The organism is Paenibacillus aquistagni, assembly GCF_900177815.1.
Lineage (GTDB): Bacteria > Bacillota > Bacilli > Paenibacillales > Paenibacillaceae > Paenibacillus_B > Paenibacillus_B aquistagni.
Genome location: NZ_FXAZ01000004.1, coordinates 501,504 through 515,410, shown reverse-complemented (window position 1 = coordinate 515,410; position 13,907 = coordinate 501,504). Strand labels below are relative to the sequence as shown.

The window sequence follows — 13,907 nt, the reverse complement described above, 5'->3', positions numbered from 1 at the left end:
ACATTCTCATAACATAATAGGAAGATAAACAGCCTTACCATTCATTCTATGTTTATCAGCTTTGAAAGCTTTGTTAATAGCTTCTGACCTTTTTACGAGGCAGATCCGGCAGCTCATTCACAGAGACAATATCCTCCCGCTTCTTCTCAGGCTTCTCCCACTCATGCTCACTGCCGATTAAATCATCGAACCACGCTGCCTCTGGCGGACAGCCAAGCACCATGAACTTGCCATATTGGTTGTCTCTTGACTGATGGTACTTCAGATAGGCTTTGCCATCTTCGATCGCTAGAATCTCAATCTTGCCTGAAGTGTGGCTCATCGCCAAACGGACACGCTTGCCAAGCCCTGAAGTCATTCCCTTGGCTTGTTCTACGATCTCATAAACTTCCTGAAGCGGCAGTACAAACTCGCGATTGCCCGCCACTGGACGATTAATGAAGAAGTAATACGGCGTAACACCCGCCCAAGAGAGCTTATCAAGCAGCTCGGCGAGCACCTGAGGATCATCATTGATTCCACGCAGCACAGGGGTCTGATTCACGACAATTGCGCCTGCCTGGTGAAGCGCATCGAAGCCCTGCTTCGCTTCGTTAGTAATCTCTCTTGGATGGTTCACATGGGCCATAACATAAATGCGCTGGTCAACAGTGGAATATTCACGAATAAGATTAAGCAGAGCTTCATCTTCATAGATTCGCATTGGATTGAATACCGGGATCTTCGAGCCGAGTCTAATAATCTTGACATGCTTGATAGCGCGAAGCCGCTTAAAGATCATTTCCAGCTTCGGTGTCGCAAGAATCAAGCTGTCTCCTCCTGTCAGCAGCACATTGTTGATCTCCGGGTGATTCTCAATATAAGCAAGACCCGGTTCCAAGTCGTTCATTGCTTCCTTCACGTCATTGCGGAACAAGCGCTTGCGGAAGCAGTACCGGCAATAAGCGCCGCACACCTCTGAGACCATAAGAAGCGCAGTTGTCTTATACTTATGCTGACATCCTGGCACCACATAGTTGGTGTCTTCATCTGATGCATCCCATCTTCCATACTCCATTAACTCGCCCTCATTGGGAATCACGAGCTTGCGGATCGGGTCCAACGGGTCACTCCAATCAATAAGGTTCAAATAGTAGTCATTGACGCGGAACACAAATTTCTCGGTAATCGCTTTCAGCTTATTGCGATCCTGCTCCGGTATTTCCAAGATCTTGTCGATGTTCGTAATGTACTTAGGCTGCATCCTTTGTTCCTCCATTCCTCGTAGTAAAAACAAAAAGACCCGACATCCGCAATATAGACGATTGTCTAGCTTGCGAATCCATCGAGTCAGCTATAAATAAAAAAGGACCCGACGGTGCGGGTCCCTTAAACACGATAATAATTCAACATGTAAAGTTCGACCCATCTAGAGCTGACGAGGTTAGCTGACGGGCTCGGGAAAGATGGTTCCCTACACACAAAAGTGATACGCCCCAAGGAAATGGTTCCCCCGCTTCCCGAGGTCAATCGGGAACTAAGCTTTCTTCCATTTTAATACAACGAGGACGAGCAGTCAATGAAAGCTCCCTAATGATGCTGTAACATGAATGCTCTATGTACGTGTTCAATCAAGCTTCCTCGACAGGGATAAGCTCATATTGAGTCAAAGACAGGCGGGAAGCCTCAAGGGCTTGACGAAGCGGAACATAGATCTGGTGGTCGTATTCCGTACTCTTCCAAGGCAATGAAGTTGACATTCCTGCCTCATGAATCAGCCGAGCCTTGCCCGTTACAGCATCCATTCCCCATTGCACACCGGAAATGGTAACTACGACTTCACGATCCATAGCGCTGTAGCTTACCGTGCCCTTTAATTTTTCAACGAGCGTACGAACAGGTACATAAGTGACGCCAGCTACAGCACGATACTGTCCTGGCTCGAAGAGCACTTCCCCGTTATTCGTCCAAATCTTAAACTGCTGCTTGATCTCAGGTTTGCCTGTCACCTGAACAGAAGCCACATTCGCATCAATCCATGTCTTCGATACTGGATTTCGATGCCAGCGATCGCGCGAGGCTAATTGGAATTGCACAGGCTTGATCTCCGGGGTAAGCACCTCGAAGCTGTAGCCTTTGTGTTTGTAATATTGAATAATCTCCGGCAGCGCCTTCACCGTCTCGCCGTGACCGATTCCATCATGCATGAGCACAATGACCGATGATCCAAGCGCCCCTGATTTCACCCCCTGCATAATCTCTCGTGCAGGCACCCCGACACGCTTCGAATCATTGCTGTCGACATTCCAATCGTGAACAATATAACCCGCTTGTTCCAGCAGATTGAAACACTGCTGGTCAAAATTCAGGAATGTTCCCCCTGGAGCTCGTACCAGCCGAGGTTCATAGCCAATGACGTCTTTGATCGCGTCTCCGGTCTTGCGAATCTGGGACCAGAAGTTGCGGAAGTCGCTGTACAATTCATTGTATTGATGATTGTAGGAATGATTGCCGATGGCATGACCTTCATCAACAATGCGTTGAATAAGTGCGGGATACTGCTTTACCTGCTTGCCGAGTACAAAAAACGTGCCTGTAACCTTCTCCTTTGCCAAAATGTCCAGCACAGCCTTCGTATGCGTGCTCGGACCATCATCAAAGGTAAGGTAAACCTTTTTCTCAGCCTTAGGAGCGAGCACTTCTACTTCACCCTGCGCTTTCCCTTGATCGGCCGCAAATGCAATGGAGCCTAGTCTGCCCTGCATCGGAATCATCGCAACGATCATCAATGCAGCCAATCCGAGCAGCAGCCCTGCTAATATTCGCCCAGTACTGTGGCGACTGCGTTCTGTCATTATCTATGCCTCCTTGTCTTTCGATCACTGGTTCGAAGCGCAACATCGTTGTAAGGAGAGTGAGGACGCGCCTCTTCGAACATGAAGACGATTCGAGTAAACGATGCATGTCGGCTTCTACATCGTCTTCTACATTCGCCAATAAGCAAACAAAACCCTTTTACTACCAATCCAATCATGGTCCTGTTCTATTCGCCTTATTAGCTTCTCGTATAGATTGTACAAGCATTCATCGGTTAATATTACACCATTTTTTGTCACCCTAAACCACTGCCCTACCCTTTTACTCCATGCTTAAGAAGGACTCTCTGAAGCAAGTGAGATTGGATGTTGTTTGTATTCCAAAGGGCTTTGGCCTACTCTATTTTTGAATACACGGCTAAAATAATACGGGCTCTTATAACCTACCTTAATTGCAAGATCGCCAATCTTAATGTTGGAAGCGGCATCTTCTAATAGTTCCATCGCTTTCGCAATTCTTAGCGCTGTCACATAGTCGAGGAAAGATGAACCTAGCTCCTGCTTCATCCGCTTGCTAAGATACGTCGCATTGATGTGAAACAAGGCAGCCACACGCTGAATCGATAGTTCCGGGTCCTGATAGTGATCTTCAATATATTCTGTCACCTTGCGCACGAGCACCGTTCCATCCCCCGTGAAGGCCGGCTTCTCTTCTTTTGCTTTATCTTCTCTTGGCTGATCCGGGTACTTGGCCTGCAAATGCTCATCCAGCCGATGAAGGAGCTTATTCAGGTCACTCTTCGGCACCGGCTTCAGCACATAGTCAAATGCCCGAAGCTGAACAGCCTGTCTAGCATATTCGAAGTTGTCATACCCGCTGATGATGACGACTTCCACCTGCGGACAGCGCTCTCGCATGCAGCTGATCATATCAAGCCCGTTCATGTTTGGCATATTGATATCGACAAAGCATACGTGGGGCAGCGTCTCCTCCAACTGAGCAAGCGCCTCACCCGCGCTCTTCGCCTCACCAATGACCTCAAAGGGGTACGAACTATCTTCGATATACTGCAGCAGGCCTTTGCGTATTATTTTTTCGTCATCGACGATCACAAGCTTCCACATCTGTCTGTCACTCCTCTTCAAATGGAATATGAAGGATCATCCGTGTCACCTGATCAAGGCTGCTTACTTCAAGGCCATAGCGCTCTCCATACGCAAGCCGAATTCGATGATTGACACTGTACAAACCGAAGCCGGTAGCAGAGCTGTCATAGACATCCATGCGCAGTGCTTGATTGATCTTGGCAAGCTTCTCTGCTGGAATCATCATGCCGTTGTTCTCCACTTTAATAACCAGCTGATTCTCCACTCGCTCTGCCGCAATTCGAATGAAGCTTCTGCGATCTCCAAGCGGCTTAATGCCGTGATAGATGGCGTTCTCTACGAGCGGCTGCAGCATAAACCGAATGACGGGATAGCTTAGAAGCCCTTCTTCGCATTCCATCTCATATTCCATGATCTCCTCATAACGCACACTTTGAATATGAAGGTAGCTCTCAACATGTTCTAGCTCCTGCTCCAAAGGAATAAAAGGCTCTCCCGCACCTAAGCCAAGTCGGAAATAGGTGCTGAGCGCCTCGACCATGCCGACCACATTATCTGCGCCATAGTCTCTGGCCATCCATTGAATCGTATCGAGAGTATTGTATAAAAAGTGAGGCTTAATCTGCTCATGCACAAGCCGAAGCTCAATCTCCTTCTTTTCCTGCTCAGAGCGATACATCTGTACCAGCATCTCATTAAAGCTTCTTCCGAGGTCTCCAATCTCATCGGCGCGGCCCTCGTCAGCGCGAACCCGCTGATCGCCTTCCTGCACATTTCTCATCACGCGCCGCAGCGATTGAATCGGTCGAATGATCGATGAGGCCAGAAGTGTCAGTAACACGATAAACACGCCTCCAATAAGAATACCTACCAATAGAGCTGTCCGCTGCGTCTTCACAATGGCAAGGGACAGCTCTGAACTTGGCACCTCAAGGACAAGCTTCCAACCCGGAACGCGCTCAATGGGCGCTTCGAATACACTTACATCCTTACGAGCAAGCGAGATGCTGTCTGCTTGTCCGGCATTGGATGAGGCATGATCCGCAGGCCGGCAATCCACAATAAGCTGTCCAGATCGGTCATAGAGCGATATATCCTGAGCAATCTCCTTCATCTTCTGAATCGACACAGCTGCCGCAATGTAAGCAACCTCCTCATTCACAGAAGGTTCTATCCGATACAAAATCACGACGATCTCAGCCCCGTTGGCCCTGGAGAGAATAGGATTGCTGACCACATAGGAAGCATTCGATTCAATCATCCGATGGTAATACGCACGATTCAATATGGAGAAGGGCTGGTCATAGGATGACCAAGAGTTGGCCTTACGGTCAACAACCCGGATCGACTCGTACTCCTCCTGCTTCTTCGCTTCGAACTTATTAATTTCTTCCAGCAGCGTATCCCTTGTCCACTGATGATCAGAGGCTAGAGATGCCAGCATCTCGATCTCGACAATGCGCTGATCGAACCAATAATTGATCTGGTCGCTTCTTGCATTCACGACCTGCTGCGTCAAGCTTTTATTCAATGGTACAACCGTATGATTCATTTCCATATAAATGGCAGCCAGCAAAGCAAGAAACAACAGTAAAAAGCAGCTCCCTGCATAAATCGTAATCTTTCGCTGAATAGAAATCATGGCTAAATCAACCCTCCATGAGCAATCATCATGTGCATAAAAGCCCGAAAAAGACAAAAAAACGCTGGATCGTGCAAATACATATAGAGCTTTCAAGCCTATAATATCTCTTGTGCACATTTTCACATGAAGCCCCCCTTCATGTCTAGGCCTTTTGTGAAAGGTTTGTCTAGCAAATCTTTCACAGGGCCGTTTGAACAACATTTACATCAAAAGGAGATAAGGGAGAAATGATGGGTACTCACATGAGAAAGCTGCTATCGATCCTATTGGTCGCAAGCCTGATGTTCAGCTTGGCTGCTTGCGGAGGCAAAGATACAGCGAAGACAGATGACAACGGCACCGTCGTCGTTCAAGGCGTTGGCGAAGGCAAGCATGGAGATATTAAAGTCGAGGTATCATTTGCAGATAACAAAATAAAAGACATTAAGGTGCTAGAGCAAAAAGAAAATGAAGTGCTCGCAGAACCTGTCTATACGCAGCTTAAGCAGGACGTCATGAATGCCAACAGCGCGGAAGTTGATGCGATTAGCGGCTCTACTGTAACGAGCAAAGGCTATCTTGATGCCATCTCCGATGCCATTGCGAAGTCTGGCTTGACGCTGGCTGCTGCAGGCGCTTCCTCCAATACGGACAAGAACAAAGAGGAAGCTGAGCAAACGTATGATGTTGTCGTTATTGGCGCTGGCGGTGCCGGCTTCAGTGCGGCCATCGAAGCGAAAAAAGCGGGAGCAAGCGTGGTCCTCCTGGAGAAAATGCCGACTGTAGGCGGCAATACGTTAATCTCTGGCGGTGAGATGAACGCTCCTGACAACTGGGTTGAGCGTGCCCTTGGCATCACTGATGATACAGCCGATCTATTCTATGAAGATACGATGAAAGGCGGAGACAATCTAGGCTCCCCTGAGATGGTTCGCATCCTGGCTGACAACGCACTCGCTTCAGCAGAGTGGCTCCGTGATGAGATTAAGGTCGAATTCCTGCCTGACCATCTGTTCCAATTCGGTGGACATTCCAGAAAACGTGCGTTGATTCCTGTCGGTCATACTGGCGCTGAGCTGATCACGAAGCTCAAGGCTAAGACAGATGCTGATCAGATTACGATCAAAACCAATATGAAGGCTGATACTTTGCTCACGAATGATCAAGGCAAAGTAACAGGTGTAACGGCAACTTCCGGATCTGGCGACAAGATTACGTTCCACGCCAACAAAGGTGTCGTTATTGCCTCTGGCGGCTTCGGGTCCAACGTTGAAATGCGTAAGAAATACAATCCTGACATGGATGAAAAATACATGTCCACTGACACTCCAGGCTCCACAGGCGACGGTATTGTGATGGCAGAATCTCTCGGAGCGAAATTGACCAACATGGAGAACATCCAAACGTATCCCATCTGTAACCCTGAAACGGGCGTCATCTCGCTGGTTGCGGATTCCCGCTTTGACGGTGCTATCCTGATCAACCAAGAGGGCAAACGCTTCGTCGAAGAGCTTGAGCGTCGGGACGTGATCTCAAAGGCTATTCTTGCACAGACTGGCGGCTACACCTATCAGCTGTGGAACCAAGGCATCGCTGATATCGGCAAGACGATTGAAGCTCATCAAGATGAGTATGACCAACTGGTGAAACAAGGCCTGCTTTACAAAGCAGATACCCTTGAAGAAGCAGCTGAGTTCTTCAAGATCGATGTAAATGCTTTGAAGGACACCGTCAAGAAAGTAAACGAGTATGCGAAGACAGGGAAGGATCTCGACTTCAAGCATCGTGCTGGACTCAAGTCCCTTGAGCAAGGCCCTTATTATATCCAAAAGGCTGTTCCATCTGTTCACCACACCATGGGCGGCTTGGTTATCGATGAGAAGACACATGTATTGAATGAAAAAGGTGAAATTATCCCTGGCTTGTATGCTGCTGGTGAAGTGACGGGCGTCATCCATGGCGCCAACCGCCTCGGCGGCAACGCCATTGCCGACATCTTTACGTTTGGCCGCATCGCGGGTCAGCAAGTTGTTGCTGAATAGACCCCCTTTAACTCCAAATTGCTGTAACGGTTTCCTCCATTTTTAAAAGGATCAATCCGATAGGAGCCTCATCTATCTGATATCAAGTTAAGATCGAGCCATAGAGCGCCTGCTCGCGGCTCGATCTTTTTTTACACATCCTAAAGGTGTACGCCATGCATGCTCTGTCCTACTGGAGAACTGTCCTGTCGCCTAGTGTTCTCATCAAGAGATGCCCTTACATCAATCTAAAAGTTCTGACTATCGCATATGGGCATAAGAAAAGGCCAGGACAAGAGCGTCCCCTTAAGCATGCGCCACTTTTGTCCCAGCCTCCCTAATATATCGATAACATTCTCATCACTTGCAGACGACGTACAATCCTTATACAGCATTATAAATGCCTCGAATCATCGATTGCAATAATGCCCTGCAGTACGCATAACTGACATCCTGCATGCCAAGCGCCTGTTACGATGTCGTAATATCAACCCGCTTCTTCTCCTGATTCCAGCTGACCGCAGCGCCAAGCGATTCTGCAAGGGCTCTCACAGGCGCATAAGTTGTGCCATTGATATTAATGCCTGTTGAGACGAACTGCCCGTCGACAGCAATGGTCACAGCATTCGGATCAACTGGCTTCTTTACTAAGCCAAGCGTCTTCGCCACCCCGGCGACATGTCCACTGACCAATGCTTCGATAACATCAGGATTGTTCAGCTTCGCTGCATCAGAGACCACGTCTACGAATAAATTTTCCGTTAGAATAGCAGGCATGGAGGTCTGGCGCAGCACGTGGAAATTCGCTTTCTTCTGCCCGCGATCATTGACAGAGAACGGCTTGAGCCGCGACATAATCTCGCTGTGCAGCACTTTCTGCAGCGCTACGGTTGTTTGATCGGTTGTCCCATTATAGATATATGATTCAAATCCCCCAGCCCCGCCGCCTGAATTGCAATGTATTGAAACAAATACGTCTGCTTCTGCCTTGTTGGCCATATCCGTACGCGCTGTCAGCTCAATGAAGACATCCGTCGATCTCGTTAACAGGCTGGTCACTCCATCATACTCTGCCATTAGTCTTCGAGAGGCTTCCAGTGCAATTCGAAGCACAATATCCTTCTCTCGCAGCCCATTGCCTACCGCACCCGAGTCCGTTCCCCCATGTCCCGGGTCCCACATTACAATTTTGTCTGGCATTGCCCACACCACCCTATCTGATCGTGAACTTCACACAGCCTCGCTTCCATCAATCTATGATTAATTTATGTCGATCAATAGAGTTATAACCGTGTGAATGCCCTATGCGGCAGCCCGATATGTTGGACTTAGCGCAACTTTGGCAGACCATGCCAACGAATCTAATAAACTTATGCCAAATAAAAACCAGCCTGTGATCAGGAACAGGCTGGGCAGGGCTATTACATGCACCACCTCACCTCAGTTTCGATCATCCAGGCTGGCTTATCCTATATCATCTATCTTTACCGCATTACTCTCCCTTTACTGCGGCAAGCACTTCTTCGGTATGTCCCTTCACCTTCACACTTCTCCATTCCTTCGCCAATAGGCCATTCTCATCAATGAGGAAGGTGGAACGCACGATACCGTAATACTCGCGGCCATACATCTTCTTCAGCTGCCACACGCCGAACAGCTCAGCAATTTCATGCTTCGTATCGGACAGCAGCGTGAATGGCAGCTCATGCTTCTCTACAAACTTGCCATGGCGCTTGAGATCATCAGGGCTGATACCAAGCACAACAGCATTGTACTTCGCGAAGTCACCGTGATAATCCCGGAAGTCGCAGGCTTCCTGTGTGCAGCCTGGGGTCATATCTTTTGGATAAAAGTAGATAACAACCTTCTGGCCGCGGTACTGGCTTAAGCTTACCTGCTCGCCATTAGAGCCCGGCAGTGTAAAGTCTGGAACGGCTTGTCCAATCTCTATTTGTTGTGTCATTGCCATACACCTCTTTTTATGTGATATTGGTTATCCCTTAATTGGGACACTCGCGTACATGACCAAGCATGTCGACCCTATGCTCCATGTTGTGCTTGATTGTCATGATGGACTTGATTGCTGATTCGTCCATTGGTGCCGCTAACGTTAGATCCATGGCATTGGGCCTATTTAAGACCCAGCGCCTCGATACCTCTTTACCCCAATATTCCACAGCGTAATCCCAATGAGGAAGGTAATCAGCCCTACGACTGGCGTTAGCAAGGCCATCTGCTGCATGCCCTTCCCTTCAACAAAGTATGCGGCCGGCACAATGCCGACAAAGGCAAACGGCAGAATCCATGTCAGCAGCACTTGTATAAAGCGATTGTAAATCGTCATCGGATAGCGCCCATAGCTCTGAATATTCCACACCAAGGGCAGTATGCCTGTCGGGGCATCCGAGTAGAACGATATGGAGGTCAAGGCGGTATAAATGCCAAAATAGATTAGCACAGATCCAATAATCAATAGGAGCAGCACAGCCATATCGAGCGGGCTGAAGCTTAAGCCAAGGTTCATGCCTGTCAGGATCATGAGCAGCGCTCCGACCATTGATCCGATCAGAGAAGGAGGATCGACATTCTCTAGCAGCACCTGAAACAGGCTGTGGGCCGGCCGCGTCAATACGCGGTCCATCTCTCCCTTGACGATGTAGCGCTCGCTGAAGCTCCATAGATTAAAAAAGCAGCTGAAAATGCCGTATGGAATCATGAAGTAGCCATACACAAACACCATCTCGTCTCTTGTCCAGCCTGCAAGCGTAGGCGTGTGCATAAAGACGACAAAGATAAAGATCAGGTTAGTGAACTGAAATAGAAGATCCGAGATAACCTCGACCCAGAAGTCGGCGCGGTACGTAAGCCGTGTCTTCGCATAATTTTTAAGATACTCCGATACTAAGCCTGCATAGTACATCCTTGTAATTACCCCCCTTGCACGAACAGTCGCTGTCTAGCTTGCCGCCACAGCCATAGAATTGGAATAGACAGGGCCACGAGCCACACCACCTGAACCAGCAGCACACCTAAGATCTCGTCCCCAGGAACACGTCCTGTAAAGACAGAGCTCGGCAGATAGGTGATCGCTTGAAATGGCAGCCATTCATTCAGCGTAATCAGCCATCCTGGGAAGAAGGAGATCGGAACGATAACCCCGGAGAACAAATCCACGATGACTCGCTTCATCCGCATCATCCCTTCATTATTTTCCACGAAAAAGGCACTTAAGCCCGTAATGATATTAATCTGTGTATTGATCAAAAAGCTCATAAACAGCATCCACGCAAAAATAATCCATAGCTTCGGGTCTGTCGGAAGCTTCACAGGAAAGAGAAGACAAGCAATAATGAGCCCTGGCGTCATAAACAGCAGCAGACGGAAGCATCCCTCTCCTAAGCCCTGCATCATTTTCACGATAATATAATTGTACGGACGTATAAACTGAATCGCGACGCTGCCGTCGCGAATTTCATTGGCAATCTCCCGATCCAAATTGTTGAAGTAGAATGCACGCGCCATCCAAGAAACCGCAATATAGGTCGTCATCTGGTCTGCTGTAAAGCCTGCCAATGTCCCCTGTCCGCCATAGATCGCCTGCCAAGTGAAGTAGTAAACGCCGATATTCAAAGTGTAGATGAGTATACCGGAATAATAATTCACACGGTAGGCAAGCATCGTCAAAAAGCGAATGCGGATCAGCTCCATATACGCGCTATTCATCGGATTTCCCCTCCGATGCCGAAGTCCGTCCGCCTACGCCTGCAAACTCTCGACCAGCAGTCTCCGCAGCAGGCTCGCCTGATGCGTGGCCATTCTCAGAAGTCTTGTCAACAGGAGCCGCCGCGATATCTGCATCTTGAGGATTAACTGCGCCCGAATCGATTATAGAGCGCTCGCCCATACTTACGTACTCCGCCTCTTGGCTTCGCTGAAGCATTTCTACTGCCGGCGCGCTTGCAGAGCCTGTCTTATAAATCTCCCGCACGATATCATCTGTATTTGTCTCATGAATGCTGAGATCCAAGATAGAAGCCTGTCCGACAATTAAGCCGATTACATCAGACACATTCAGCTCCTTCGGCACATAGACACTGGCTTCCAGCTTGGATGCCGCCTCCCATGTAACCGGAAGCTCAGCGGTTAATTGATGAAGCTCCGAGAGCTCCATAGGCTTCGCGAATTGAAGTCGAACCTCGCGTCCCTTGCCCCATGTTGATTTGAGCGTATCCAGACTGCCGTCATAGATAATATTGCCATCATCCAGCATGATCACTCTGGAGCACAGCGCTTCAATGTCCTGCAGATCATGTGTCGTGAGCAGAATCGTCGTCCCATACTCCTTGTTCATATGCAGCAGGAATTCCCGGATCTCCGCCTTAACCACAATATCAAGCCCGATCGTCGGTTCGTCTAGAAAGACCACTTCGGGCTGATGCAATAGAGCAGCCACCAGCTCGCAGCGCATGCGCTGGCCAAGGCTCAGCTTCCTTACGGGCCGGTTCAAGAGCTCCTGCAAGGACAAGCGCTCTATCAGCTCGTTTAAGCGGCGATTGAAGTCCTGCTCGGGCACACGGTATACTTTGCGAAGCAGACGAAATGACTCAATCACTCCGATGTCCCACCACAGCTGGCTTCGCTGGCCGAAGACAACGCCAATATGCTTCACAAAGGCTTCCCTCTCCTGATGCGGCACATAGCCTTGAACCTTCAAAGATCCGGCTGTTGGGACAAGAATGCCGGTAAGCATCTTGATCGTCGTGGACTTCCCTGCTCCGTTCTCGCCAATATAGCCGCAAATCTCGCCTTGAGGAATCGCAAATGAGATATCCTTTACGGCCATGACCTCACTATATTCACGCTTGAACAGATCCTGAAATGCTCCCTTCAAGCCTTCACGGTTGCGCTGCACTCGAAACGTCTTGCGCAGCTTCTCTACCTCTATCGCATTCATTCGTATGATAACCCCCTTCTCCAGCCATCCATTGGAATGCGCTCGAATGGACAGCTACCATTATACTATAAGTTTCTCCGCCGTTCTTCGCTGTATGAGCAGGACGCTCTACATTCATTGATAAGCCTAGATGAACAACATATAATGATAAGAAGGCAAACCGCATCGGCAGGCTTGATGCGTATTTCGATGATGCTTGCTTGCTACGAATACCAAACGGATCAGCAACCAGACCTGCTTCTATAGTCTCCGACTGCAGAAAGGATGGATCGATCTTCATGAACTGGATACGTAAAAAATGGAAAGCCATTTTGCTGTCCCTCGTACTGCTTCTCGTTCTTGGTACGGGGTCTTACGCGTGGTGGCTGTACGACAGCCTGAACAGCCTGAGCAAGCCCCCTGAGGTGACGAAGCTCCATCCTCCTAATGAGAACAGCAGCAAGGATAAGGAAGTGCAGGAGCCGCCTAAATGGGAAGGCCGAGAACGCGTCAACATCCTGCTGCTTGGAGCAGATGCCCGCGGCTTCAGCGAGCATGAGATTCCTAGGACCGATACCATTATGGTTGCCTCCATAGATCCTGTAACCAAGACCGCGCACCTCATGTCCATTATGCGCGATACATTGGTGGACATTCCGGATGAAGGCAAGGCAAGAGCCAATACCGCGCTTCAACAAGGCGCGAATGCTGCCATGAAGACCTTCAGTGACTGGACAGGTCTTGATATCCAGTATTATATGTACACCGACTTCCGCGGCTTTATCGCACTGATCGACGCCATGGGCGGCGTAGAAATGGATGTCGAGAAGGATATGAACTATACAAGCAAGGCCGATAACCATGAATTCGATATTCATCTTGCAAAAGGGCTGCAGGTGCTGGATGGAGACAAGGCGCTTCAATATGTCCGCTTCCGCTATGATGCGCTGTCCGACTACGCGAGGACAGAACGGCAGCGCAAGCTGCTCGGCGCTGTTGCCGACAAGCTGAAGACAGCTTGGTCATTGATCCAGCTGCCCCATCTGATCAATCAGATGGCGCCCTATATCGAGACGAATCTTAAGCCTGAGGACATGATCAAGCTGGGCATTCTTGGCCTTGATGTTCAGATAGGCAAGAGCCAACAGCTGCCGCCAAATGAGCTCCTGCAGGAGCTGCGCATCCATAATGAAGCTGTGCTTGGCGTGCGGGACGAGGATGCGCTGCGCAAATTCATTAAGGATTACTTGGAGGAAGCCGGCGCTATTCAGGGAAGCTCGACGAGCGGCAATCCCGACCCACTCCAGCCTGCTATAGAGCCCCAGGGCTCTTCCACTGCACCATAGAGCAGCGAAAGACGCATCATGCTCGGAATGACGCAGCCTACTAGAAAGCACATCATTAAACATCACTATCCATCACGCAGT

10 protein-coding genes, 1 pseudogene and 1 riboswitch are annotated in these 13,907 nt (G+C 49.1%); of the genes and pseudogenes, 2 read left to right on the top strand and 9 right to left on the bottom strand.

Annotation, left to right across the window (positions count from 1 at the left end; all coding sequences use genetic code 11):
* Nucleotides 1–73 precede the first annotated feature (73 nt).
* The 4 genes from B9Y93_RS16270 to B9Y93_RS16255 all read right to left on the bottom strand — a co-directional run bounded on the left by B9Y93_RS16270 (nt 74) and on the right by B9Y93_RS16255 (nt 5,544).
* Nucleotides 74–1,243 carry a KamA family radical SAM protein gene (locus B9Y93_RS16270; RefSeq protein ID WP_085495933.1) on the bottom strand — a complete coding sequence of 390 codons (1,170 nt, stop codon included), beginning with the start codon at nt 1,241–1,243 and terminating at the stop codon, nt 74–76.
* Between the two features lie 153 nt (nt 1,244–1,396).
* Nucleotides 1,397–1,533, bottom strand: a riboswitch (cyclic di-AMP (ydaO/yuaA leader).
* A gap of 77 nt (nt 1,534–1,610) precedes the next feature.
* Nucleotides 1,611–2,834, bottom strand: coding sequence for a polysaccharide deacetylase family protein (locus tag B9Y93_RS24620; RefSeq protein WP_085495931.1), 1,224 nt, complete (start codon nt 2,832–2,834; stop codon nt 1,611–1,613).
* 294 nt (nt 2,835–3,128) lie between these two features.
* Entirely contained in the window at nt 3,129–3,920 is a 792-nt protein-coding gene (locus B9Y93_RS16260; RefSeq protein ID WP_085495929.1) for a response regulator transcription factor, read from the bottom strand.
* Between the two features lie 7 nt (nt 3,921–3,927).
* Nucleotides 3,928–5,544: a sensor histidine kinase gene (locus B9Y93_RS16255; protein WP_176228953.1), complete on the bottom strand. Its 1,617-nt coding sequence runs from the start codon at nt 5,542–5,544 to the stop codon at nt 3,928–3,930.
* 230 nt (nt 5,545–5,774) lie between these two features.
* On the opposite strand from B9Y93_RS16255, the gene B9Y93_RS16250 reads away from it, so the two are divergent.
* Complete coding sequence (locus tag B9Y93_RS16250; RefSeq protein ID WP_085495925.1) at nt 5,775–7,568, top strand: flavocytochrome c; 1,794 nt, start codon at nt 5,775–5,777, stop codon at nt 7,566–7,568.
* A gap of 450 nt (nt 7,569–8,018) precedes the next feature.
* On the opposite strand, the gene B9Y93_RS16245 is transcribed toward B9Y93_RS16250, so the two are convergent.
* The 5 genes and pseudogenes from B9Y93_RS16245 to B9Y93_RS16225 form a co-directional block, all read right to left on the bottom strand.
* Complete coding sequence (locus B9Y93_RS16245; RefSeq protein WP_085495923.1) at nt 8,019–8,747, bottom strand: N-acetylmuramoyl-L-alanine amidase; 729 nt, start codon at nt 8,745–8,747, stop codon at nt 8,019–8,021.
* A 292-nt stretch (nt 8,748–9,039) separates the two neighbouring features.
* Nucleotides 9,040–9,510 (bottom strand): thioredoxin-dependent thiol peroxidase, encoded by a 471-nt coding sequence (bcp, locus tag B9Y93_RS16240; RefSeq protein WP_425320349.1) that lies wholly within the window; start codon nt 9,508–9,510, stop codon nt 9,040–9,042.
* 171 nt (nt 9,511–9,681) lie between these two features.
* The gene (locus B9Y93_RS16235) at nt 9,682–10,467 is read right to left on the bottom strand and encodes an ABC transporter permease (protein ID WP_085495918.1); all 786 of its coding nucleotides are present in this window, start codon (nt 10,465–10,467) and stop codon (nt 9,682–9,684) included.
* Nucleotides 10,468–10,475: 8 nt separating this feature from the next.
* On the bottom strand, nt 10,476–11,270 hold the full coding sequence (locus B9Y93_RS16230; RefSeq protein ID WP_085495916.1) for an ABC transporter permease: 795 nt from the start codon (nt 11,268–11,270) through the stop codon (nt 10,476–10,478).
* A gap of 193 nt (nt 11,271–11,463) precedes the next feature.
* Nucleotides 11,464–12,501, bottom strand: a pseudogene (locus B9Y93_RS16225) (ABC transporter ATP-binding protein); the annotation flags it as partial.
* A 278-nt stretch (nt 12,502–12,779) separates the two neighbouring features.
* Between B9Y93_RS16225 and B9Y93_RS16220 the strand changes: the two are divergent.
* Nucleotides 12,780–13,826 carry an LCP family protein gene (locus B9Y93_RS16220; RefSeq protein WP_085495912.1) on the top strand — a complete coding sequence of 349 codons (1,047 nt, stop codon included), beginning with the start codon at nt 12,780–12,782 and terminating at the stop codon, nt 13,824–13,826.
* The last annotated feature ends 81 nt before the right edge of the window (nt 13,827–13,907 follow it).

What these genes read in the sequence shown, in the direction of transcription:
- B9Y93_RS16270 (WP_085495933.1), bottom strand. Translation starts at nt 1,243, where the DNA reads ATGCAGCCTAAGTACATTACGAACATCGACAAGATCTTGGAAATACCG.
- B9Y93_RS24620 (WP_085495931.1), bottom strand. Translation starts at nt 2,834, where the DNA reads ATGACAGAACGCAGTCGCCACAGTACTGGGCGAATATTAGCAGGGCTG.
- B9Y93_RS16260 (WP_085495929.1), bottom strand. Translation starts at nt 3,920, where the DNA reads ATGTGGAAGCTTGTGATCGTCGATGACGAAAAAATAATACGCAAAGGC.
- B9Y93_RS16255 (WP_176228953.1), bottom strand. Translation starts at nt 5,544, where the DNA reads ATGATTTCTATTCAGCGAAAGATTACGATTTATGCAGGGAGCTGCTTT.
- B9Y93_RS16250 (WP_085495925.1), top strand. Translation starts at nt 5,775, where the DNA reads ATGATGGGTACTCACATGAGAAAGCTGCTATCGATCCTATTGGTCGCA.
- B9Y93_RS16245 (WP_085495923.1), bottom strand. Translation starts at nt 8,747, where the DNA reads ATGCCAGACAAAATTGTAATGTGGGACCCGGGACATGGGGGAACGGAC.
- bcp (WP_425320349.1), bottom strand. Translation starts at nt 9,510, where the DNA reads ATGACACAACAAATAGAGATTGGACAAGCCGTTCCAGACTTTACACTG.
- B9Y93_RS16235 (WP_085495918.1), bottom strand. Translation starts at nt 10,467, where the DNA reads ATGTACTATGCAGGCTTAGTATCGGAGTATCTTAAAAATTATGCGAAG.
- B9Y93_RS16230 (WP_085495916.1), bottom strand. Translation starts at nt 11,270, where the DNA reads ATGAATAGCGCGTATATGGAGCTGATCCGCATTCGCTTTTTGACGATG.
- B9Y93_RS16220 (WP_085495912.1), top strand. Translation starts at nt 12,780, where the DNA reads ATGAACTGGATACGTAAAAAATGGAAAGCCATTTTGCTGTCCCTCGTA.